Source organism: Tahibacter harae (assembly GCF_024437735.1).
In the GTDB taxonomy this organism is placed as follows: domain Bacteria; phylum Pseudomonadota; class Gammaproteobacteria; order Xanthomonadales; family Rhodanobacteraceae; genus Tahibacter; species Tahibacter harae.
Map to the genome: position 1 here is coordinate 229293 of NZ_JANFQO010000004.1, position 19463 is coordinate 248755.

Sequence of the window (19463 nt, forward strand, 5' to 3'; positions counted from 1 at the left end):
GCACGACGATGCTGGATAAATCGCAATGGGCGCACCTGATCCCGCACCAGGGCGGCATGTGTCTGCTGGATACGGTGCTGGCCTGGGATGAGACACGCATCCATGCACGCAGCGCCTCGCACAACCGCGCGGACAACCCGCTGCGCAGCGACGGCCGCCTGCGCGCGCTGCACCTGTGCGAATACGGCGCCCAGGCCATGGCCGTGCACGGCGGCCTGCTGGCCCGGGCCGCCGGCGGCCGCGCCGAACCGGGGCTGCTGGTGTCGCTGCGCGCGGTGCGCCTGCTGCGCGACTACGCCGACGACCTGCCCGGCGAACTCGACATCCACGGCGAACGCCTGCTGGCCGGCGCGCAGAGCTGGCAATACGCCTTCCGCATCGAACACCAGGGCGAACTCATCGCCGCCGGCCGCGCCGCGGTGATGGTGCAGCCGGACTGACGGCAACACAGGGAGAATCCGATGAATGCAGGCCCCATCCGCGCCCTGGTCACCGGCGGCAGCGGCGACATAGGCGGCGCCATCTGCCAGGCGCTGGCGCGCCAGGGTGCGCAGGTGATCGTGCATGCGCACAGCGGCCTGGCCCGGGCCGAGGCCGTGGCCGAGGCGATACGCCGCGACGGCGGCACGGCCGAGGCGGTCGCCTTCGATCTCAGCAACGCCGCGGCCACGCGCAGCGCGGTGGAGAAGTTGCTCGCCGACGGCACCATCTCGACCCTGGTACACAATGCCGGCATCCACGACGACGCGCCCATGGCCGGCATGACCGACACGCAGTGGCGCCGCGTCATCGACGTCTCGCTGCACGGCTTCTTCCACGTCACCCAGCCGCTGCTGCTGCCCATGGCGCGGCAGCGCCGCGGCCGCATCATTGCGCTGTCCTCGGTCGCCGCGGTGCTGGGCAACCGCGGCCAGACCAACTACGCCGCGGCCAAGGCCGGCCTGCACGGCGCGGTCAAGTCGCTGGCGCGGGAAATGGCCAGCCGCGGCATCAGCGTCAATGTGGTTGCGCCCGGCGTCATCGCCGGCAAGGTCAGCGAAGCGGCCTTCAGCCCGGAACAGGTGCGCCAGACCGTGCCCATGGGCCGCGCCGGCAAGCCCGAGGAAGTGGCCGCCCTGGTCGCCTTCCTCGCCAGCGACGCCGCCGGCTACATTTCCGGCCAGATCATCGGCATTGATGGCGGAATGAGCTGAGCCGCCGCCGTAGCGAATCCCCACTCTCCAGGTACGAATCCCGTATGAGCACCCTGCCCCGCTGTCCCCAGTGCAATTCCGAATACACCTACGAGGACGGCGCCCAGTTCGTCTGTCCCGAATGCGCGCACGAATGGCCGCGCGTCGCCGCCGCGGCGGAAGAAACCGCGCGCGTCTGGCGCGACGCCCATGGCAACGTGCTGCAGGACGGCGACAGTGTCACCGTCATCAAGGATCTCAAGGTCAAGGGCTCCTCGGCCGTGGTCAAGGTCGGCACCAAGGTGCGCAACATCCGCCTGGTCGACGGCGATCACGACATCGACTGCAAGATCGACGGCATCGGCGCGATGCAGCTCAAGACCGAGTTCGTCAAGAAAGCCTGATGGAACTGCGGCTGCGTCCCGAACGCGCGGCCGACGCCGCGGCGATAGACGCGCTCATCCGCACCGCCTTCCTGCATGCGCCGCACAGCGACCACAGCGAGCACCGCATCGTCGCGGCGCTGCGCGCGGCGGGCCAGCTCAGCGTCTCGCTGATGGCCGAGGACGCCGCGGGCATCGCCGGCCATGTGGCGGTGTCGCCGGTGACCATCAGCGACGCCACACCCGGCTGGTACGGCCTGGGACCGATCTCGGTCGCGCCCGCGCGGCAGGGCCGCGGCATAGGCGCACAGCTGATGCGGGCCGCGCTGCACAGCCTGCGCGAGCGCGGCGCCGCCGGTTGCGTGGTGCTGGGCGATCCGCGCTACTACGCGCGCTTCGGCTTCGTCGCCGATGCACGCCTGCGTTTTCCGGGCGTGCCGGCCGAATACTTCCAGGCCCTGCACTGGCAGGGCGCCACGCCCGCGGGTGACGTGCGCTATGCCGCGGCGTTCTACGCCGGCGGCTGAAGCGCGCCGGCCAGCACGCGCGGCCGCGCGGCGCCACCCCTCGTTCGGTGTATTGTCCCGTGACGGATTTGCTTCAGGCTTCACCGGCACAATCCGCATACAGGGGAAAATTCATGCACAAGTACCGTTCTGCCGCGGCCGTGGCCGCTCTCGCCGTGGCCGGCGCCGCCCAGGCCGACAGCATCACCTTGCCGCGCAGCGTGCCGTATGCAGCCGACAGCCATATCGCCAGCAACATCAAGGCCGAATGCGACCTGCCCAACAAGCTGGCCGCCTATCTGGCCGAATACGCCCAGGAAAAGCGCCTGGAGACGCGCATCGCCGATGAAGTGTCCGCCGGCGATCCGGGCAAGGTGCTGGTCATGGAGATCGAGGAAGCCGTATCGCGCGGCAATGCCTTCATAGGCCATCAGAAATTCACCCGCGCCCGCGGCACGCTGTACCAGGACGGCCAGGAGATAGGCAATTTCATCGCCCAGCGCTATTCCATGGGCGGCGCCTTCGCCGGCTACAAGGGTTCCTGCTCGGTGCTGGGCCGCACGGTCAAGGCCATAGGCAGCGACGTGGCACAATGGCTGACCGCCCCGACCAAGGACGCCCAGCTCGGCGACAGCTGAAGCCGGGCGCGTACACCGCGGGCAGCGCAGGAGGCCCGCATCATGGACGCGATCCGCTTCTACCGTACCGGCGACGACTACGGCGCGTTCTCCAACTTCTCGCCCCACCGCATTTTCCTCGACGGCAAATACTGGCCAACCTCGGAACACTACTTCCAGGCGCAGAAATTCGAGGATGCCGCGCACCGGGAAGAAATCCGCCAGGCGAACACGCCCATGATCGCGGCCCAGCTGGGCCGCGATCGCAGGAAAAAGCTGCGCCGGGATTGGGAATCGGCCAAGGACGGCGTGATGAAGAAAGCGGTACTGGCCAAATTCAGCCAGCACGAAGTACTCAAAGCCCTGCTGCTGTCCACCGGCGACGCGCTGCTGATCGAGCACACCAGCAACGACGCCTACTGGGCGACGGCGGCGACGGCCACGGCCGCAACCGGTTGGGCCGGATCCTGATGCAGGTGCGCGAGGAATTGCGCGCGAATCCGGCCTGAAACAGCGCGCGCCGTGCGCCAGCGCGCGCGTCGGCATCTGTGGCCGTAGCGATTACACACGGCCGCGGGCATTCGATGTGCAAGCTGCGCGCGCACCCCACCGGGAAATGAAAAGCCGGATTGTTCCGGCAGCTAGTGCGACTGACCGCCGACGCGCTTGAGCAAGGTGCGGTAGAAGTCGAACGCCGGATCGTCTTCGAGCGTGGTGCGTATGTCGGCGAACTTCACATCGCCCAGCAGCGCGGTTACTTCGTCGCTGGCCAGTTCCGGCACGGCGTAGAAGTACCAGTCGTGCTGCTGGTCCCAGTCCAGTACCGCGACCAGCTCCGCCTTGCCCCGCAGCCCCTCGCGCAGGCGCTTTTCGCGCTGGTCCAGCTCGGGCTGCAAGGGCTGCATGACCTGGCTGCTGGTCGCCGCTTCCACGCCCTGGGAAACCACCAGCAATCGCGGCCTGGCCGCGTCCGGAACGAAATCTTCGCGATAGGTCCAGATCATGGCCTGGCCCTTGCGCTCGCCCTCGGCGCGCACCCAGGTGCCGGCGCGTGCACCGCCCAGGCTCGGGTCGGGACCGGCCGCCGGCGCGGCCGGCGGCGGCGCCTGCGAACAGGCGCCCAGCGCCAGCAACAAGGGCAGCAACAGGCGTTTCATGCGCGCATTGAGCGTTGCGGTTGCGGCCGGGTCAAGCCTGCCGGCGCGCAGGCGGCCAGCTCGAACAGCTGCGGCGTGGCGGCGGCATCGCCGGTGCCTGGCAGCCCGGCCAGGCCGGGGCAATCGGCCTGGGCCTGCGCCACGATGCCGGCGGCGAGATTGCGCAGCATCTGGATGTAGCCGCGGATGCGCTCGCGCACCTGGGCGTCGTCCAGCGGCTCGTGCAGGCGGCTGTTGAGTTCGACGAACCAGGGCAGCTCGCCCTGGTCGAGGAAGGTGGCCGGATTGAGCGGCGGATTCACCGCCAGCCAGCGCCGGAAGAACGCCTGCATCTGGATGTTGAGTTCGCGCACGGATTCCAGCTCGGCCTTGAGATCGGCGAACAGGCGCAGATCGGTCAGGCGGCCCTGGAACACGATCTGGCACAGCACGCCCCAATAGTAGCTGTAGTCCCAGATCACCTTGGTCGACATGATTTCCGCATCGCCGAACAGCGCGTACTGGTCGCGGTACAGCGTGAGCGTGGATTCGTAGAACGAGAAATACAGCTGCTGGTAGATCTTGGCGTAGGGGCCGACGGGATCGCCCTTGCGGTCATGTTCGATCAGCGCGCAGACATAGCTGTTGGACATGCCGATGAAATCGCTGCCCGGCGAATAGAACGGATCGAGGAACACGCCGGCTTCGCCGGTGATGGCCCAGCGGTCGCCGGAGAACACCTGCTTGCAGCCGTGGGAGAAGCCGCGCAGGAATTTGAAATCCAGCAATTTGTCGCGGCGGCTGTCGCATTCGCGGAAGACCAGCGGCTGGAATTTCTTCAGCCAGTCCATCGCCTTCTCGAAGGTATTCATGGTTTCCAGCGGATGCATCTTGGCATCGCAGACGATGCCGACCGAATGCGCGCCGGAACCCAGCGGAATCAGCCACACCCAGTAGCCCGGGCCGCACAGGTGGTTGGTCGAGCGCCAGCGTTCCGGCGGCGTGCATTCCAGGCGCCAGCGTTCGTCATTGCACCACTGGTCGATTTCCAGCTTGTCGTCGATGCGGAACCAGACCGAATTGGCGTCGTGGCCGTTGGGCTCGGCCAGGTCGAACTTGCGCTTGAGGATGTTGGCGCGGCCGGCGGCGTCGATCACCCAGCGCGCCCGCGCCACATGGCTTTCGCCGTCGTGTTCGTAGCGCACGCTGTGGTCGTCCTCGCCGCTGGCGATGTCGACGCCGCGCACCACCGCGCCGTCGAGGAAATCCATGCCGCGGCGGCGCACTTCCTCGCCGAGGTGGTTTTCCAGGATGCCGCGGTCGAGCTGGTAGGTGACGCGCGGCAGCACCTGGCGCACGCCCAGCTCGGTCACTGCGGGCAGGTCCTCGCGCCCTTCGGAGTAGAAGAAGCGAAAGCCGAACTTGTGGATATGTTTTTCTTCCAGGTGGTCGCGCAGGCCGATCACCGTATCGAAGTAGTGCGCGCCGATCTCCACGCTGGATTCGCCGACCTTGTGCGCCGCCGGCGGCAGCGGATGCGCGCGCCGCTCCAGCACGCGCACGGCGATGCCGGGAAAGCGCTGCTGCAGCTGCAGCGCCAGGCACAGTCCGGCCAGGCCGCCGCCCATGATCAGTACATCGTGTCGGGTATCGCTCATTGCTTTCGTCCTTGCCTTGCAGATGACGCCGCGGCGGCGCGGCGGCAGAAAACGGAAAACCGTGCCGTCACAGCGACGGCACCTTGCGCTGGCTCGGCTCGGCCGCACCGTGCGGGCGCCGCATCAGCAGGTTGAGCAGCGGCGAGGTCATCAGCGTGGTGAGCACGGCCATCAGCATCAGCATGGTGAAGATTTCCTTGCCGATCACGCCCACGTCCAGGCCCACCTTGAGCACGATCAGCTCCATCAGCCCGCGCGTGTTCATCAGCGTGCCCAGGCAGAAGGCGTCGCGCCAGCCCAGGCCGGCCAGACGCGCGCCGGCCGCGCCGCCGAGCACTTTGCCCAGTATCGCCAGCGCGACGATGACCAGCAGCGTGACCGCGCCCAGGCCGACGAAGGCGTCGGGGCTGGTATTGAGCCCGGCCAGGGCGAAGAACACCGGCATCAGCACCAGCACGGCCACGTGTTCCAGGCGCTCCACCAGGGTATCCAGCAGTTTGTCGTCGCGCGGCAGGCACAGGCCGAACACGAAAGCGCCGAACACTTCGTGCAGGCGCAGCCATTGGGTCAGCGCGGCGAAGGCGAAGGTGACGATGAGCAGGCCCGAGATCACCGCGCCGTCGGGCCGGCCGTCGGCCACTTGGCGGCGCAGCAGCGCGGCCAGCAGCGGCCGCACGCCGGCGAAGGCCACCACGCCGAGCAGGATCGCGCCCAGCAACATGCGCGCGATGTCGCCCCAGCCGGAACCCGCCGCGGCCAGGGCCACGACCAGGGCCAGCAGTATCCAGGCCAGCAGGTCGGCCAGGGCGGCCGAGGTCAGGCCCAGCTGGCCGATGGGGGTGGCGGCCAGGCCCTTGTCCTTGAGGATGCGCGCCAGCACCGGGAAGGCGGTGATCGCCATTGCCGTGGCGATGAACAGCGCAAACGGCAGGAAGGGCACGCCCGGCGGCGCCAGCTGCGGATGCAGCCAGGGCGAAAGCCCCAGTCCGAGCAGGAACGGCAGCAGCATGGCGCAGCCGCCTATCCAGGCCGAACTCACCATCTGGCTGCGCAGGCCGGTGGGCATGCGCAGCTCCGCGCCGACGATGAACATGAACAGCACCAGGCCGATCTGACTCACGCCCTGCAGGGCGGAAAGGCTGGACGGGGCGAACAACTGGGCATGGAACTCCGGCGCCAGACTGCCCAGCACCAGCGGCCCCAGCATCAGTCCGGCGATCATTTCGCCGATCACCGGCGGCTGGCCGAGATAGCGCAGCACGAACGACAGCAGCCGCGCCGTGAGCAGAATGACGACCAGTTGCAGCAGCAGCGGGGAATGGGCCATGTCTCAGGATTCCTGTGAGCGCGCCAGGCCTGGAGCCGTCGCCGTGCCGGCCTGGTCGGGATCGATCAGCTGTATCGGCGTGGTGCGCGCGATACCGTAAGTACGGATTACCGAGCCGACTTCCACCACACGGCCGAACACGTGCGAGGTGATGCGGCAGAAGTCGCGCAGCGGCTTGAAATGGCTGCGGCGGAATTCGCCGGCGTAGCGCACCTCGATCGGCACCGCGGCGACTTTCGTGCCTAGGCGGCGCGCGGCCTCGATGAGGATATCGGCCTCGAACACGAAGCCCTGCGGCGCCACGTCCACCGCCAGTTTCACCACCTCCAGCGGATACCAGCGCTGGCCGCTCTGCGAATCGATCAGGCGCTGGCCCACCGCCCAGGCTATGCCCCAGTCGGCGATGTCGTTGGCGATGCGGCGTATGCGCGGCTGGCGTTCGCGCCCGATCAGGCGCGCGCCGACGACGATGGTATTGGGCAGCTGCGCGGCCACGCGCAGCAGGCGAGGGATGTCGCCGTAGAAATGCTGGCCGTCGCCGTCCATGGTGACCACGCCGTCCACGCCCAGCTCCAGCGCGCGGCGGAAGCCGGCGCGCAGGGCGTTGCCTTTGCCGCCGGGCCGCTCGTGGCGGATCAGTTCTATCGGCAGCCCGTGCAGCGCCGCGACCGTGCCGTCGCTGGAGCCATCGTCGACCACGATGACCCGCTCACAATGGGACAATGCCCCTTCGACGATGGCGCGGATCGCCCGCTCCTCGTTGAGGCAGGGAATCAGCACCGCCGCACGCAGCGCGCCGCTCACGGGCGCACCTCGGCGGCGAGCAGGAAATCCGGCCCCGCGGCGATGTCCACGCACGCCGGCTGCGCGCCTGCCAGTGCCTGCAGCAGCAGCAGCGCATCGGCGCTGGCATTGCGCCGGCGCAGAGCGCAGGCCCAGTCGGCCTCGGGCTCGCCGGCAATCGCCTGCGCAGCGGCCGGTTGCAGCCGCAGCCGCGCGCCGCGGCCGTCCGGTGCGTCCGGCGCCAGCACCAGCGCTGCGGCAAAGCCGCAGTCGAACGGGATCACCGACTGCAGCGCGCCCACCGCGGCGGTGTCGTAGACCGACAGCAGCACCGGCGCGGCGCAGTCGGCCGCCTGCAGCGCGGCTTCCAGCAGGCCATTGCCGAAATTGCTGGTCCAGGCGCTGATCGCGGTGGACGCAGCGCGGCAGCCGGTGGCGATGCTCCAGTAGCCGACCGCGGCGTTGTGCACGGAGTTGTGGAACTTGGTCGGCGACAGTTCCAGCGGCGCGCTCGCCAGCGTGGCGCACATGTAGTCGTTGATCGCGATATCGCCCTGGGCCGAAGCGAATATGCAAGGCAGGACCGCGGGATCGAGACCGGCCTGGGCGCAGGCCTCGGCCGCAGCCTGGGCCGCGTACAGCACGGTCTCCGGCGCGCGGCGGCGCTCGGCCGCCGGCAGCAGCGGCGGCGACGGCCGCGGCAGGGTGGTGGTGTCGGGCTGGTGCCCGCCGCGCAGCGCGGCGGCGGCCGTGGGCCAGTCCGGCAGGCCGGGCGCGTACACGCCCACGCCCAGTACACGCAGGGCCACGGCGCTCATGCGCGGCCTCCCTGGCCGAATACCAGCACAGCGTTGTTGCCGCCGAAACCGAACGAGGACGACAGCGCTACCTGCGGCGCGCGGTCTTCGTTGTCGAGGGCCAGCTGCGGGCCGCAGGCCGGATCCGGCTGCGCGCTGTTGAGCGTGCCCGGAACAAAGCCCTGCTCCAGCGCGATCAGGCTGATTACCGCCTCGACGATGCCGGCCGCGCCCAGGGTATGGCCGGTCCAGCCCTTGGTGGAACTGGCGCGGGCCGAAGGCGCGAACAGCTCGGCCACGACCGCGGCCTCCATCGCATCATTGGCCAGCGTCGCCGTGCCGTGCAGGTTGATGTAGTCCACTGCCGCCGCGTCCAGGCCGGCGCGGGCCAGCGCATCGGCGATGGCCAGGCGCGCGCCCAGGCCCTGCGGATGCGGCGAGGACATGTGGTGGGCATCGCTGGATTCGCCCCAGCCCAGCAGGCGCGGCGCGCCGGGCGCGGCGGCGGCGCGTTCGAGCAGGGCGAAACCGGCCGCCTCGCCGATGGAGATGCCGCGCCGGTCCGCGTCGAACGGCCGGCAGGGTTCATCGGAAACGAGCTGCAGCGCGTTGAAGCCGAACAGCACGCTGCCGCACAAGGTGTCCACGCCGCCGACCACGGCCGCATCGGCCCAGCCCAGGCGGATCAGGCGCTCGGCCTGGGCGAATACCTTGGCGCTGGAGGAACAGGCCGTGGCCACGGTGCAGGCCGGGCCGGTGGTGCCGAGCACGCGCTGCACGAAGGCGGTCAGCGAATGCGGCGAATGCAGCAGGAAATTGCGATAGGCGCGGGCGAAGCCGCCATCGGGCTTGAGTTCGCGATAGGCCTGCTCGGTGGCGCCTATGCTGCCGGTGGAGGTGCCCAGCACGACGGCGACGCGGTCGCTGCCATGGCGCTCGACCAGGGTGCGCGCGGCGTCGAGGAAACCGTCCTGGTTCAGCCCGGCCCAGGCCAGGCGGTTGTTGCGGCAGTCCAGGCCGGCGAATTCGGCCGGCACCGGGGCCTGTTCCAGGCCGTCGACGCGGCCTATCCAGCAGGGCAGCGGCGTAGCGGTGAAATCGTTGCTGCGCAGGCCGCTGCGGCGCTCGCGCAGGGCCTGGGCCAGGGCTGCCAGGCCGCTGCCGGCGGCCGAGGTGGCGGTATGGGCCGTCACGGCCAGCGGGGGAATCGGAGTCGGCAAGCGCTACACCTGATCGATAGTCGGGTTGCCACGGCTTGCAAGGCCGGGGCGGCCGACTATACAACGGCGCCTGCGTTCAGAAAGCCGGCCACGCCGCGTCATGACCCGACCCTATTCGCCGTTCCGCGACGGCCCCTGGCGCCACCTGAGCGACCGCGATGTCTGGCATTCGCTCGGCGTCAGCGCCCTGGCCGTGCTGCTCAGCGGCGGCCTGCTCTGGCTGTTCTACTTCGGCCTCACCCTGAGCCTGGCCGCCCGCGCCGGGCTGCGGCCACGCCGCGCACAGACCCTGCTGCTGTTCGGCAAGCGCCTGGACGAGGGCCGCATCGACGCCGATTTCGCCGCCCGCATCGCCCGCGTGCACGCCCTGCTGCAGGAAGATCCGCAGCGTCCCGCCCTGCTGCTGGGCGGCCATACTGGCGCCGGCCTCAGCGAAGCCGCCGCGGCCCTGGCGCGCCTGCAGCAACTGGGCCTGCCCGCGGGCGCCAGCCTCAAATGCGAGGACACCTCCACCGACACCCTGGAAAACCTGCGCAACGCGCGCGAGCTGCTGGCGGGCATGGATTGCCACGTGGCCCTGGTCAGCAACCGCTATCACCTGCCGCGCTGCCTGTTGCTGGCCCGTTCGCTGGGGTTCGAGGCCGAAGCCGTCGCGGCCGAGGCGCGCCTGTCCTGGCGCCCGGGCGTGCTGGGGCGCATCGCCCTGGAAGCCAGCTACTTCCTCTGGTTCGACGTGGGCCGGCGCTGGGCGCGGCTGATCGGCAACCGGCGCATGTACGGCCGGGTGAGCTGAGCCGGGCTGTGCATTGCCCGCCGCCCTGGCGCCGCCTACCATGCGCCGGGGCCAGTCCGCCCCTCTTTATTCAACGGAGTGAACATGCTGCGCAATAAATTTGTACTTTTGCTGCTGTTGCCGCTGCTGCTGTTGCTCGCCGGCTGGCGCGAAGCCCCGCTGGTGAACCCGGATCCGATCGCCGTGCCGGCCAAGGTCAGCCAGGCCGAAGTCGGCAAGATCATCAAGAAGGCGCTGATCCAGCGCAAATGGATCGTCTCCGAGGACAAGCCCGGCGCGATCAAGGCCACCCTGCTGGTGCGCGACCACAAGGCGCGCATCGCCATCGACTGGAACAGCAAGGACATCCGCATCAGCTACATCGATTCGGAAAACCTCAACTTCACCGAGAAGAAGGGCCAGAAGCTGATCCACCAGAACTACCTGAGCTGGATCAACAACCTCGTCACCGACATCAGCGGCGAGCTGGTGATGCTCTGAGCAGCACCCGGGCAGGCCGGCGCCGCGCACCGCGCGCGCCGGCCCGTCCGCACTTCCGCCGGACGCCTGCGGCGCGGGCATCCGGCGCAGCCACCGCGCCGCCCTTCCCCCGCCGAAGCAAGATCCCGCCGATGTCCGAAGCCATAAGCCGCCTGCAAACCTTCCTCCACGCCCTGCAGGACGATATCTGCGCGCAGCTGGAACAGGCCGACGGCCAGGCCCGCTTCGCCGAGGAAACCTGGCAGCGCGCCGAAGGCGGCGGCGGGCGCTCGCGCGTGCTCAAGCAGGGCGCGCTGTTTGAACAGGCCGGCGTGGGTTTCTCGCGCGTGCACGGCGAGCGCATGCCGCCTTCGGCCACGGCGCACCGGCCGGAGCTGGCCGGACGCAGCTGGAGCGCGCTGGGCGTGTCGCTGGTGCTGCATCCGCACAACCCCTACGTGCCGACCACCCACATGAACGTGCGCTACTTCGAGGCGCACAAGCCCGACGCGGAACCGGTGTGGTGGTTCGGCGGCGGCTTCGATCTCACGCCGTTCTATCCCGTCGACGAGGATGTGCAGCACTGGCACCGCGTCGCCCGGGATGCCTGCGCGCCCTACGGCGCCGAGGTCTATCCGCGCTACAAGCGCTGGTGCGACGAGTATTTCTTCCTCAAGCACCGCAACGAGACCCGCGGCATCGGCGGCATATTCTTCGACGATCTCAACGAAGGCGGCTTCGAACGCTGCTTCGGCCTGACCCAGGCCGTGGGCAGGGCCTTCCTCGACGCCTACCTGCCCATCGTGCAGCGCCGCCGCGACACGCCCTACGGCGAGCGCGAACGCGAGTTCCAGCTGTACCGGCGCGGCCGCTACGTGGAATTCAACCTGGTGTGGGACCGCGGCACCCTGTTCGGGCTGCAATCGGGCGGCCGCACCGAATCCATACTCATGAGCCTCCCGCCGCGGGTGCGTTTCGAGTACGGTTACCAGCCTGAACCAGGCAGCGCCGAAGCGCGCCTGAACGATTACCTGGTGGCGCGCGAATGGATCTGAGGCGCGTCCCGGCACGGCTGCGGTAAGGCATGAAGTCGCGACTCGATCTGCTGCGTGGCACGGCCCAGCTGGCCGGCGAAGGTTTCCTCGGCGCGCTGGACGTGGTCGAGGGCATGCACCAGGCCGTGCTGGACCCCTTCGCCCGGCTGCTGCCGTTCGGCGACCTGCTCACCCGCACCACTGATTTCGTCTACGCACGCATCCGCGATGTGGGCCAGGCCGCCAGCACCGCGGCGATAGGCTCGCTGGGCCTGTACGAACGCTACCTGCTGCCGCGCGACGCGCAGGAAGCCGACGAAGCCGCCGCCAGCGCCTGGGTCAGCGCGCTCAACGGCGCGGTCGGCGATCATCTGGAAGAAACCCGCAATCCGCTCGCCCTGCGCATGGAATTCTGCCGCGCCGGCCGCGCCCTGGCGCCGCAGCCCGAGCTGCTGGAACAGGAACTGCCCTGCGCCAACGGCCGCCTGTACGTGTTCGTGCACGGCCTGGGCATGAACGACAGCCAGTGGCAGCCGCGCGACGGCGCGGATTTCGGCCGCCGCCTGGAACAGGATTTCGGCGGCAGCGCCGTGCACCTGCGCTACAACAGCGGCCGGCGCATCTCCACCAATGGCCGCGAGCTGGCCAAGCGCCTGCAACAGCTGGTCGAGGCGCATCCGCGCGCGATCGACGACATCGTGCTGGTCGGCCACAGCATGGGCGGCCTGGTCTGCCGCAGTGCCTGCAGCCATGCCGCGCGGACTGAACTGGAATGGCTGGACCGCGTCAGCGCCGCCGTCTGCCTGGGTTCGCCGCACCTGGGCGCGCCGCTGGAACGCATAGGCGGCCGGCTCAGCGCGGCGCTGGAATCCCTGCCCTATACCCGCGCCCTGGCCAAGCTGACCGAACGCCGCAGCGCCGGCGTGAAGGACCTGCGCCATGGCTGGTGCAGCGACCGCGACCGGCCGCGCCAGGAGCGCAAGCCCGCCGCGGTGGAACCGCTGCCGCAATTGCCGCGCGGCCGCTGGCTGCTGGCCGCGGCTACCCTGGTCGGCAGCAGCCACGGCACCCGCGCGCGCTGGATAGGCGACGGCCTGGTGCCCGTGCCCAGCGCCCTGGGCGAACATGCCGATCCGGCCCTGGGCCTGCAGCTGCCCGCGGCCCAGCGCCACGTCTTCCGCGGCCTGGGCCACATGGATCTGCTGAACAATTCAAAAGTATACGAACAGTTGCATCAGTGGCTGGACGAAGGCACGGCCCGCGGCGCACTGCGCGCAACGGGCTGACTGCGCTACGCCCGGCGTATGTCGTGCTTGGCCCGCACCTCGTCGATGCGCGCCTGCACCGTCTCCGGCAACGTGCTCTTTTCCGCCTGTGCAAAGATCGTGGCGAGCACGCGCTTCTCGTCCTCGTCGACTTTACCGTCGCGCAAGGCAAGACCAAGCAGGAAATTGATCTCGCCCAGATCCAGCTGCCCGTCGTCGCTGAACACCGGAATGGACTGGAACGCGATCTCGATATGGCTCTTGGCTTGCGGCATGAGGATGCTCCGTACCTGAAGAATCCGGCGGTGCGCGCCACCACCGGGAGCACGGAGTATGCCTGCCTCCTGCCGGTTGCGTGAATAGCGGGCAGTTCGCCGGCAGGCACGGCCACAACAGGCATGCAGAGCCGGGGCTGCGGATTCCGCAGCGCTTTCCACATCGCGGCATCAAGGCCGGGCCAGCATGCCTGCGCGAAGTCCGCGGAAGGGAAAATTCCACGTCAGCGGATTGCGTCGAGCATATTCACCACTGCCGATTCACGCAGCGCCGCTGCCGCCCGTCTGTTCCAGGCGATCAGCCGGAAATAGCCAATTTCTCCGATTTGTATACATGCGTCGTCACCAGCGCCACCAGCGCCGCGGCAACCAGGCCGCAGATCAGGCACAGCAGCAGCTGCTGCGCGGTGACGATTTCCGCGCGCACCAGGCGCGTGATGATCAGATGCTGGCTCAGCAGCGGCACGCCGAACATCCAGCTCTCCGCCTTGAGCGGCAGTACGGCGAGGATGGCCGAGGGCAGCATGGGCACCAGCAGCAGCAGCGAGAGATAGGTCTGCGCCTCGCGGTAGCTCTTGGCGAAGGCGGCGATCAGCGTTTGCAGGCAGCTCGCCAGCAGCACCAGCGGCACCATCACCAGCAGCGCGACCGCGGCGAAATGCGGGCCGAAATCCAGCACCATGCCGAGTTTTTCCACCGGGATGAAACGGCCGGCGAAGCCGAAGGCCAGCAGCGACAGGCCCAGGCTGGCCATGGCGAAGGCGAACGTCGCCGCCAGCTTGCCGGCGAGGATGCGGCTGCGCGGCACCGGATTGGCGAACAGCGGCTCCAGCGACTGCCGCTCGCGCTCGCCCGCGGTGGTGTCAATGGCCAGGTACATGCCGCCCATGAAGCCCGCCAGGATCAGGAAATACGGCAGCATCGCGAACAGCAGGGTGGCGCGGCTCTGCGGCGTGGACTGGTCGCGCGAGGCCACCAGCACCGGCGTGGCCACCGCCGGCGACAGTCCGCGCGCGAGCAGGCGCAGCGCGCCGGTCTGATTGGAATAGGCCTGCACCAGGCCGCGCAGGCGCTCCACCGACGAGGCCGCGTCGCGCTGCGAGGAATCGAACAGCAGCTCGACCTGGGCGGTCTTGCCTGCGTTCCAGGCCTCGGCGTAATCGGCCGGTATGCGCAGCACCATGTCCTCGTCCTGCACCCGCACGCGGGTCTCCGGATCGTCCACCGCGGGCTTAGGCTTGACGCCGTTCTGACGCAGGAACTGCACCAGGTTGGGCGCGTGCTCCACGCCGACGATGGACACTTCGATGGGCTTCTCGCCGCGGTCCAGCTCGCGCGTGATGAGCAGGGAGGTCAGGCCCACGAACAGCAGCGGCCCCAGCAGGGGGCCCAGCAGCAGCGCGTTCATCACGGTGCGGCGGTCGCGCAGGTTCTCCAGCACTTCCTTGAAGAAAACCACGATCGCGGCATTCATGCGGCCAGGCCCTCGCCGCTGCCGATGATGTGCACGAAGGCATCCTCCAGGTTCGCCTCGCCGGTCTGCGCACGCAGTTCGTCGGCCGTGCCCTGGGCCACGACCCGGCCCTTGGCGATGACGACGATGCGGTCGCACAGCGCCGCCACCTCCTGCATGATGTGGCTGGAGAACAGCACGCAGCGCCCCTCGTCGCGCAGCTTGCGCAGGAAGTTGCGCATCGCCCGCGTAGCCATCACGTCCAGGCCGTTGGTGGGTTCGTCCAGGATGATGTTGCGCGGATCGTGCACAAGGGCGCGGGCGATGGCGGTCTTGACCCGCTGGCCCTGGGAAAAGCCCTCGCTGCGGCGCGCGGCGATGTCCTGCATCTCCAGCGCCTGGATCAGCGTCTCGCAGCGGCTGCGCATGGTCTGCGCATCCAGCCCGTGCAGGCGGGCGAAGTATTCGATGTTCTCGCGCGCAGTCAGGCGCTTGTACAGGCCGCGCGCATCCGGCAGCACGCCCAGGCGGCGGCGCACCGCATCGGCCTGGCTGGCGGCGTCCAGGCCGTCCACGCGCACCGCGCCGCGGTCGGGCGTCATCAGCGTGTAGAGCATGCGCAAGGTCGTGGTCTTGCCGGCGCCGTTGGGGCCGAGCAGGCCGGTGATCTCGCCGTCGCGCGCGGCGAAGCTGACACCGTCCACCGCCTTGACCGCGCCGAAAGCCTTGTGCAGGTCGTCCACTTCGATCATGGGCTGGCCCCGTTGTAGTCGAGGAAGAAGGGCGTGGCGCCCATTTCGGCGATGCAGCCGGCGTCGAGCTTGTCGGTTTCCAGCGTGTCGAGGAAACGCCCCAGCAGGCGCGGCAGGCAGCCGCGGCCGATCACGTTGTGGCCCTGTCCCGGCGCGACCAGATGGCGTGCCCGGCTCAGGCCCTTGGCGACCTGGTCGCCGTAGCGCGGCGGCGTGACCGGGTCGTACTGGCCGGACAGCAGCAAGGCGGGCAGATCGGATTTCAGAGCTTCGTGAAAATCCGCCGGACGCCTGCCGCGCGGCCAGACTTCGCACTGCGCCTTGGTCATGTCGACGAAATCCTCGCCCAGGATCAGCCCGGCGCTGGCCGCGTCGGCCTGCAGCAGGTCCACATCTTCGGCGCAGATCACCGACAGTCCCATGCCCGACGTGATGCTGTCGCCGAGATTGCTCAACACCATGCGCGCCTGGCCCAGCAGCGGCGCGGCATTGCCGGCGCGGGCCTCGCTGATCGCCAGCGGCAGCAGTGCGGCGGATTCCGGCGCATAGGCATACAGGCGCACCAGGCTGGAATAGGTTTCCGCATCCAGCGTTTCCTCGCGCCGGGCGAAGGTCAGCGGATCGCGCAGCGCGACCGTCATGGGCTTTTCGCGCAGCTGCCGGCGCAGCGCGTACAGCGCGGCATGGATGTCGCCGAAGCGCTGGTTGCAGGCTTGGTCCTGCGCGCACAGGGCGAAGCGTCCGCGCAGAGAATCATCCAGCGCGCGCGCGAACTCCGCGCCCAGCACCAGTTCATTCGGCACCACACCGTCGAGAATCAGGCTGCGCACGCCGTCGGGATGGCGCCGCGCGTACTGCTGCGCCACGCGGGTGCCGTAGGAGATGCCCAGCAGGTTGAATTTCACCCCGCCCAGGGCCTGGCGCAGAGCTTCCAGATCGGCCACCGCCTCGGTGGTGGTGTACCAGGCCGGATCGGCCTTGTCCTTGATCTGGGCGAGGCAGTCCGCCGTGTATTTCCTGGCTGCGGCCGCGTCCACCACGGCGGCCGCATCGGCGGCGGCCTCGGTCTGCGGCGCCTCGCAGCGCAGTGCGTTGGAACCGCCGGTGCCGCGCTGGTCGAGCAGGATCACATGCCGCTCGCGCCGCGCCAGCGCCAGCGCTGCGGCCACCGACGTCCAGTTCTCGCTGGCCGCCTGGCCCGGCCCGCCGGCCAGCAGCACGATGGGATCGGGCTTCACCGCGGCCACCTCGCTGCGGATCAGCGCAAGGCGGAATTCGATGCGGCGGCCCTGCGGCTGTTCCGGATTCTCCGGCCGCGAGAACGGCGCACACCAGGCCGCTGTCGTCGCCGCCGATTTCGGCTGGCTCAGCTCGCAGCGCCGGAACGTCAGCTCGCCCAGTTGCAGGCCGTCGCCGTTCGCCGCAACCGGCGTCAGGGACAGCAAGGCGGCGGCCAGGGTGGCAAGCATGGGGCTACCTTGGTGGTGGGGACGGGCGAGTGTAGCCTGAGGCCATCGGGCACGGACATGGCCGAACAGGCTTCCTGGCGCCGCGCGATGGCGGGCCGGCACAGCGGCAAAACTTGCGTGCCGCAGGTCTTCATCCGCGACGGCCAAGGAGCAACCGCATCATGCATTTCCGCATCGCCTGCTGCCTGGCATTTCTGGTGTGGCCGCGACTGGTCCAGGCCGATGCTTTTCAGTCCGTTGCCGACGACATCAGCGCCGCTGCCGGCATGCCCAGCCTGGAAACGACGCCGCTGCCGCAGGGCGCGGTGGAACTGCGCATCTGGGCCGGATTCGGCGTGATCGTTCCCAGCCGTATGCTCCGGCTGCAGCGCAGCACCGATGGCGAGGTCACTGGTGAAAGGCTGCACTATTTTCCGCTTGACCTGTCCTACATGAAGGGCGGTGCTGCCGCTTTCCGCCGGCAGGCCAGGCACGGCTGCGGCCGGCTGTACAAGGGCAGAGAGACCGAGGTCTGCGTGCTCGCGCGCAAGCCCCGGCCCGGCTGGCGGCGCAGCTACGAATCCCTGCTCAAGCTCGGCATCACCACACTGCCGGACGATTCACTGCTGCCGCCGCCCCAGCTGGAAATGAACGACGGCTATAGCATCCACGTGGAAGTCCGCCAGGGCGCGGACTATCGCAACTACTCCTATTCCAACCCCGCCCTGATCGACGCGCCGGAAGCCCGGGCAATACTGGAGATTTCGCGCATCGTTTCACGCTTGTTCCGCTGAAGGCCTCAGCCGGCAATTCTGCGCGGTCAAGCCTGCTTTTCCGCACCTTGCAGTCATCCCTCGTCCGCACGCGCTTTCCGCCTGCCTCCGGCCGGCATCGTATGCAGCGGCCCTGCACCAACGTATCGAGTACGGAAAGTGTCTTCGCCGCGGACAGGGGCATGAAATATTTTCATGCATTTCAAGCGGATTCCGGATCACTGTAACGATTGGTTTCCGTAACGATAATTGGCTGGCGCATCACGCATCCGCTTCCTAGTCTCGCGCGCTCTGAAACCGTATCCAGGGAATACGCATGCAGGGCACTTACGATCTGTGGCTGGTCGCGCTCTCCTATCTGATCGCCTCGCTCGCCGGCTATGTCGCGCTGGTGTTCGCGACGCGGCTGCGCGCGCGCAGCAATGACCGCCGCCCGTGGCTGATCGGCGGCGCGCTGGCGATGGGCACGGGCATCTGGTCCATGCACTTCGTCGGCATGACCGCGTTCTCGCTGCCGGTGCCGATCAGCTACGACCTCGGCATCACCTTCCTGTCCTGGACCGCGGCGGTGGCGGTGTCGGCGATCGCGCTCTATATCGTCGGCTACGGCCGGCTGAGCAGCGTGACCTTGACGCTGGGCGCCGTGGTGATGGGCGCCGGCGTCTGCCTGATGCACTACAGCGGCATGTGGGCCATGCGCATGATCCCGGGCATCAGCTACGACCCGTTGCTGTTCGTGATTTCCGCCGTGATCGCGGTCGCCGCCTCCGGCGCGGCGCTGGTCATCATCGCCTACCTCGACGAAGTGCGCAGCTGGAAAGACATAGGCCTGCGCGTGGGCGCGGCGCTGGTGATGGGCCTGGCCGTGGTCGGCATGCACTACACCGGCATGGCGGCCGCGATTTTCAGCGACGGCGCCTATTGCTACAGCGGCAACCAGCTGCCGGCCACCGCCCTGCCCTGGCCGACCACAATCGCAACCCTGCTGATCCTGGGCTTTGGCATAGGCTTCGCCGCCTCCGACGCGCGCCAGCTGGCGCGGGCGCGCAAGGCCGCGCACGTTTCGGAACAGCGCGTGCAGCAGTGGGCCTTCGTCGATCGCGAGACCGGCCTGCCCAATCGCGCGCGCCTGTCCCAGCTCGTGGTCGAGCGCATCCGAAGCCGCCATGCCGACGGCTTCGCCCTGGTCACCTTCCGTCTCGAAGGTCACGACGGCTCGGTGCCTTCGGCCGAAACCATGTGCCTGCTGCGCGACCGCCTGCAGGCCGCCTTCCCGAATGCGGACCTGGCCCGGACCCAGCCCGAACACCTGGTCGTGCTGCTCGTCGGCAGTGCCGCCGACGTGGCCTGGCGCTGCGCGCCGCTGATCGAATCCCTGCGCCGCGACACCGCCCTGAGTTCGCGCCACCAGCTGATGATCGGCAGCGCGCACAGCCCCACCGACGGCGAGAACATGCAGTGGCTGCTGCTGCGCGCCGCGCCGAAGTCGGCGGGCATCGATCTGTTCGGTATCGAGCTGCAGCCGGCGAGTGCGTGAAGCTTCGCATCTGTAACGACGGCGATACGGATACCTTCGCGGCAGGAGCGCCGCGGAGGTATCCGGTCAACCAGG

At 68.9% G+C, this 19463-nt stretch carries 22 protein-coding genes; 12 read left to right on the forward strand and 10 right to left on the reverse strand.

Annotated elements, in window-relative coordinates:
- Positions 1-8 precede the first annotated feature (8 nt).
- The 6 genes from NM961_RS05975 to ybiA all read left to right on the forward strand — a co-directional run bounded on the left by NM961_RS05975 (position 9) and on the right by ybiA (position 3149).
- The gene (locus NM961_RS05975; RefSeq protein WP_255912860.1) at positions 9-440 is read left to right on the forward strand and encodes a hotdog family protein; all 432 of its coding nucleotides are present in this window, start codon (positions 9-11) and stop codon (positions 438-440) included.
- Positions 441-461: 21 nt separating this feature from the next.
- Entirely contained in the window at positions 462-1193 is a 732-nt protein-coding gene (fabG, locus tag NM961_RS05980) for a 3-oxoacyl-ACP reductase FabG (protein ID WP_255912862.1), read from the forward strand.
- 44 nt (positions 1194-1237) lie between these two features.
- Positions 1238-1576, forward strand: a complete 339-nt coding sequence (locus NM961_RS05985; protein WP_255912872.1) for a zinc ribbon domain-containing protein YjdM — start codon at positions 1238-1240, stop codon at positions 1574-1576.
- Positions 1576-2082 (forward strand): GNAT family N-acetyltransferase, encoded by a 507-nt coding sequence (locus NM961_RS05990; protein WP_255912873.1) that lies wholly within the window; start codon positions 1576-1578, stop codon positions 2080-2082. Before NM961_RS05985 ends, NM961_RS05990 begins: the two co-directional genes overlap by 1 nt.
- Before the next feature lie 113 nt (positions 2083-2195).
- Entirely contained in the window at positions 2196-2699 is a 504-nt protein-coding gene (locus NM961_RS05995) for a hypothetical protein (protein ID WP_255912875.1), read from the forward strand.
- A gap of 42 nt (positions 2700-2741) precedes the next feature.
- Entirely contained in the window at positions 2742-3149 is a 408-nt protein-coding gene (gene ybiA / locus NM961_RS06000; RefSeq protein ID WP_305119045.1) for a riboflavin biosynthesis intermediates N-glycosidase, read from the forward strand.
- 170 nt (positions 3150-3319) lie between these two features.
- Here the strand turns inward: ybiA and NM961_RS06005 are convergent, their stop codons facing one another.
- The 6 genes from NM961_RS06005 to NM961_RS06030 all read right to left on the reverse strand — a co-directional run bounded on the left by NM961_RS06005 (position 3320) and on the right by NM961_RS06030 (position 9587).
- Positions 3320-3835, reverse strand: a complete 516-nt coding sequence (locus NM961_RS06005) for a hypothetical protein (RefSeq protein WP_255912877.1) — start codon at positions 3833-3835, stop codon at positions 3320-3322.
- Positions 3832-5472 (reverse strand): NAD(P)/FAD-dependent oxidoreductase, encoded by a 1641-nt coding sequence (locus NM961_RS06010; RefSeq protein WP_255912887.1) that lies wholly within the window; start codon positions 5470-5472, stop codon positions 3832-3834. The genes NM961_RS06005 and NM961_RS06010 overlap by 4 nt, the downstream gene beginning before the upstream one ends.
- Before the next feature lie 67 nt (positions 5473-5539).
- Positions 5540-6799: a cation:proton antiporter gene (locus NM961_RS06015; RefSeq protein WP_255912889.1), complete on the reverse strand. Its 1260-nt coding sequence runs from the start codon at positions 6797-6799 to the stop codon at positions 5540-5542.
- A 3-nt stretch (positions 6800-6802) separates the two neighbouring features.
- Entirely contained in the window at positions 6803-7603 is an 801-nt protein-coding gene (locus NM961_RS06020) for a glycosyltransferase family 2 protein (RefSeq protein ID WP_255912900.1), read from the reverse strand.
- The gene (locus NM961_RS06025; protein WP_255912902.1) at positions 7600-8400 is read right to left on the reverse strand and encodes a beta-ketoacyl synthase chain length factor; all 801 of its coding nucleotides are present in this window, start codon (positions 8398-8400) and stop codon (positions 7600-7602) included. Before NM961_RS06025 ends, NM961_RS06020 begins: the two co-directional genes overlap by 4 nt.
- On the reverse strand, positions 8397-9587 hold the full coding sequence (locus NM961_RS06030) for a beta-ketoacyl-[acyl-carrier-protein] synthase family protein (RefSeq protein WP_255913092.1): 1191 nt from the start codon (positions 9585-9587) through the stop codon (positions 8397-8399). Before NM961_RS06030 ends, NM961_RS06025 begins: the two co-directional genes overlap by 4 nt.
- Positions 9588-9699: 112 nt before the next feature.
- On the opposite strand from NM961_RS06030, the gene NM961_RS06035 reads away from it, so the two are divergent.
- The 4 genes from NM961_RS06035 (at position 9700) to NM961_RS06050 (ending at position 13171) form a co-directional block, all read left to right on the forward strand.
- Positions 9700-10392 (forward strand): YdcF family protein, encoded by a 693-nt coding sequence (locus NM961_RS06035; protein ID WP_255912904.1) that lies wholly within the window; start codon positions 9700-9702, stop codon positions 10390-10392.
- An 84-nt stretch (positions 10393-10476) separates the two neighbouring features.
- The gene (locus NM961_RS06040) at positions 10477-10872 is read left to right on the forward strand and encodes a hypothetical protein (protein WP_255912906.1); all 396 of its coding nucleotides are present in this window, start codon (positions 10477-10479) and stop codon (positions 10870-10872) included.
- A 131-nt stretch (positions 10873-11003) separates the two neighbouring features.
- Positions 11004-11906, forward strand: a complete 903-nt coding sequence (gene hemF / locus NM961_RS06045) for an oxygen-dependent coproporphyrinogen oxidase (protein WP_255912908.1) — start codon at positions 11004-11006, stop codon at positions 11904-11906.
- 29 nt (positions 11907-11935) lie between these two features.
- Positions 11936-13171 carry a lipase family alpha/beta hydrolase gene (locus tag NM961_RS06050; RefSeq protein ID WP_255912910.1) on the forward strand — a complete coding sequence of 412 codons (1236 nt, stop codon included), beginning with the start codon at positions 11936-11938 and terminating at the stop codon, positions 13169-13171.
- 5 nt (positions 13172-13176) lie between these two features.
- On the opposite strand, the gene NM961_RS06055 is transcribed toward NM961_RS06050, so the two are convergent.
- The 4 genes from NM961_RS06055 to NM961_RS06070 all read right to left on the reverse strand — a co-directional run bounded on the left by NM961_RS06055 (position 13177) and on the right by NM961_RS06070 (position 17099).
- Entirely contained in the window at positions 13177-13425 is a 249-nt protein-coding gene (locus tag NM961_RS06055; protein ID WP_255912912.1) for a hypothetical protein, read from the reverse strand.
- A 298-nt stretch (positions 13426-13723) separates the two neighbouring features.
- Positions 13724-14899 (reverse strand): ABC transporter permease, encoded by a 1176-nt coding sequence (locus tag NM961_RS06060; RefSeq protein ID WP_255912914.1) that lies wholly within the window; start codon positions 14897-14899, stop codon positions 13724-13726.
- A complete protein-coding gene (locus NM961_RS06065) occupies positions 14896-15630 on the reverse strand; it encodes an ABC transporter ATP-binding protein (protein WP_255912924.1) in 735 nt (244 codons plus the stop codon). Before NM961_RS06065 ends, NM961_RS06060 begins: the two co-directional genes overlap by 4 nt.
- Positions 15627-17099: an alpha/beta hydrolase gene (locus NM961_RS06070; protein ID WP_255912935.1), complete on the reverse strand. Its 1473-nt coding sequence runs from the start codon at positions 17097-17099 to the stop codon at positions 15627-15629. The genes NM961_RS06065 and NM961_RS06070 overlap by 4 nt, the downstream gene beginning before the upstream one ends.
- Before the next feature lie 161 nt (positions 17100-17260).
- Here NM961_RS06070 and NM961_RS06075 point away from each other — a divergent pair, with 161 nt between their 5' ends.
- Together NM961_RS06075 and NM961_RS06080 are read left to right on the forward strand one after the other, a co-directional pair.
- A complete protein-coding gene (locus NM961_RS06075; RefSeq protein WP_255912937.1) occupies positions 17261-17872 on the forward strand; it encodes a hypothetical protein in 612 nt (203 codons plus the stop codon).
- A 295-nt stretch (positions 17873-18167) separates the two neighbouring features.
- Positions 18168-19388 (forward strand): MHYT domain-containing protein, encoded by a 1221-nt coding sequence (locus NM961_RS06080; RefSeq protein ID WP_255912939.1) that lies wholly within the window; start codon positions 18168-18170, stop codon positions 19386-19388.
- Positions 19389-19463 lie beyond the last annotated feature (75 nt).